This window comes from Actibacterium sp. (genome assembly GCF_041584535.1).
Classification (GTDB): Bacteria; Pseudomonadota; Alphaproteobacteria; order Rhodobacterales; family Rhodobacteraceae; genus Actibacterium_D.
Genome location: NZ_JBFHDW010000332.1, coordinates 1 through 2,554 on the forward strand (window position 1 = coordinate 1; position 2,554 = coordinate 2,554).

Genomic DNA, 2,554 nt, shown 5'->3' on the forward strand with positions numbered 1-2,554 from the left:
GCCGAGCTGGCCAAGGAAAAATCCACCGGCCCGTCGGGCCCGTCGGGCGGCGCTTTGGGCTGGTTCAGCAAGGGCATGATGGTTCAGCCGTTCGAAGACGCGGTGCTGTCGCTTGAGGTCGGTCAGGTCTCGGACCCGGTTGAAACTCAGTTCGGCTGGCACGTCGTCATCCTGAACGAAACCCGCGATAAATCCGCCCCGGCACTGGACGAGGTCCGCGACGAAATCATTGGCCAAATTCAGCAAGACGTAGTGACGCAGGCCATTGATGAAATCGCTAAAAACGCAGATGTTGTGCGCAATGAAACCGCCATCGACCCCGCCCTGCTGCGCAATCGGGATCTGCTGGCAGACTAAGCGCCGGACGGGGAAAAGCCATGGCCAAGAAAAGCAAATCGAAGTCGACGAAAAAGGCCGATGTCGAGGCCTTTGAACGCGAAGTGGAAAAGCTGCGCAAAAAGGTGAAGTCGGCGAAGAAAAAGCAAAAGGCCGAGGCCGAGGCGCAAACCGCCCCCAAGCCCAAGCTGCAAATCGTCTCGCCGCTGGCTCCGGCTGGCGGCATGCCTGACCTGCCGGTGATCAAGGGCGCCTCGTTCGCCGCGATCGCCGCCGGGGTGCGCTATAAAGGCCGCGTCGACGTGATGCTGGCCCGTCTTGCGCCGGGCACGCAGATGGCCGGGGTCTTTACCCGCTCGGCCACCCGCGCCGCGCCGGTTCTGGATTGCGAAGCCAAGATCGGCCTGACCGATGACGGCGCCGGCGCCGCGATCATCGTCAATGCCGGCAATGCCAACGCCTTTACCGGCGACAATGGCCGCAAGGCCGTGGATGCTGTCACCGCTGGCGTTGCCAGCGCCACGCAAATTCCGCAAAGCCGGGTGTTTTCGTCTTCGACCGGGGTGATCGGCGAACCGCTGGCGCATGAACGCATCACTGCGGCGCTTGAGGAATTGACCGCGAACCTGTCGGAAAACGGCCTGGCCGACGCCGCGCGCGCCATCATGACCACCGACACTTTTCCCAAAGCCGCGACCGCAAGCTGCAAGATTGATGGCAAGCTGGTGAATATCGCCGGGATCGCCAAAGGCTCGGGCATGATCGCGCCGGATATGGCGACGATGCTGGTCTATATCTTTACCGACGCCAAGATCGCCCGCGAACCGCTGCAGAAAATCCTGTCGCGCCTGACCGATCAGACCTTCAACAACATCACCGTCGATGGCGATACTTCAACCTCGGACACGCTGTTGCTGGCGGCGACCGGCACCTCGGATGCGCCTGAAATCACCGATCTGCGCTCGAAACCGGCGCGCGATTTCACCAAGGCGCTGAAAACCGTGATGCTGAATCTGGCGCATCAGGTGATCCGCGACGGCGAAGGTGCGACCAAGTTCATCGAGGTCGCCGTGACCGGCGCCGCAACTGCCGCCGACGCCCGCAAAGTGGCGCTGTCGATCGCCAATTCGCCCTTGGTCAAGACCGCCGCTGCCGGGCAGGACCCCAACTGGGGCCGCATCGTCATGGCCGTGGGTAAGTCCGGCGCCAAGGCCGACCGCGACCTGCTGTCCATTCGGTTTGGCGATATTCTGGTGGCTGAAAAAGGCTGGGTCTCGCCCGATTACACCGAGGCCGACGGCGCCGAATACATGCAGCAGCCCGAGCTGGTAATCGGTGTCGATATGGGGCTTGGCCGGGGCAAGGCCACGGTTTGGACCTGTGACCTGACCCACCGCTATATCGACATCAACGCCGATTATCGCTCGTGAAAAAGGTCGTTCTTGTTTCCGCGGTCGCGCTGATCGACGTTGACGGGCGGGTGCTGTTGGCGCAGCGCCCCGAAGGCAAGTCGATGGCCGGCTTGTGGGAATTTCCCGGCGGCAAGGTCGAACCGGGCGAAACCCCGGAACATGCGCTGATCCGCGAACTGCAAGAGGAACTGGGCATCGACACATGGTCCAGTTGCCTTGCGCCGCTGACCTTTGCCAGCCACAGCTATGATGATTTCCACCTGCTGATGCCGCTGTTTGCCTGCCGCAAATGGAACGGCATCCCGCAGGCCCGCGAGGGTCAGATGCTGAAATGGGTGCGGCCCGCGGCGTTGAAGGATTACCCGATGCCGCCCGCCGATATCCCGCTGATCCCGATCCTGCGCGACTGGCTGTAAGGCGCCCCGGCTCATCCCAGGATTGTGCGAAACGGGCCGCGGTGGAAAAGCTGTCGCCCGAATCGAGATGATTTTTTAATTTTTTGATGTATTGTAGGCGTATCGTCACAAATTCTTGGCTTTGACCGCGGAGGGGCTCGTGATCAAAACAATCACCATCGGTAGCTGCGTCTCGATTCAGGGGGCTTTCGTGCAGCGTCTGAGCAACGGAAATGTTCAGGTGCGCGTGGGCGAACGAATTTACGAAGGCCGCCCGGTCAGCGACAAATCCGCCGCCTGAACGTCAGAGCATAGGCCAAAAGAAAAGGACGACCCGCAGGGGCCGTCCTTTTTGTTTTTCCGGGGGCTGATGGATCAGCTGAGCGAACGCTCGATCTCTTCGCGCTCGAA

4 protein-coding genes are annotated in these 2,554 nt (G+C 61.4%); all 4 read left to right on the forward strand.

From position 1 onward, the window contains the following. On the forward strand, positions 1 to 357 hold a 357-nt coding region (locus tag ABYW26_RS13190; protein ID WP_372605372.1), incomplete at its 5' end, for a peptidylprolyl isomerase. A gap of 20 nt (positions 358 to 377) precedes the next feature. After that, a complete protein-coding gene (gene argJ, locus ABYW26_RS13195; RefSeq protein WP_372605373.1) occupies positions 378 to 1,766 on the forward strand; it encodes a bifunctional glutamate N-acetyltransferase/amino-acid acetyltransferase ArgJ in 1,389 nt (462 codons plus the stop codon). Then, entirely contained in the window at positions 1,763 to 2,164 is a 402-nt protein-coding gene (gene mutT, locus ABYW26_RS13200; protein ID WP_372605374.1) for an 8-oxo-dGTP diphosphatase MutT, read from the forward strand. The genes argJ and mutT overlap by 4 nt, the downstream gene beginning before the upstream one ends. Positions 2,165 to 2,303: 139 nt before the next feature. After that, complete coding sequence (locus tag ABYW26_RS13205) at positions 2,304 to 2,444, forward strand: hypothetical protein (protein ID WP_372605376.1); 141 nt, start codon at positions 2,304 to 2,306, stop codon at positions 2,442 to 2,444. The last annotated feature ends 110 nt before the right edge of the window (positions 2,445 to 2,554 follow it).

Coding starts and splice junctions, on each gene's coding strand:
- argJ (WP_372605373.1), top strand. CDS start 378: ATGGCCAAGAAAAGCAAATCGAAGTCGACGAAAAAGGCCGATGTCGAG.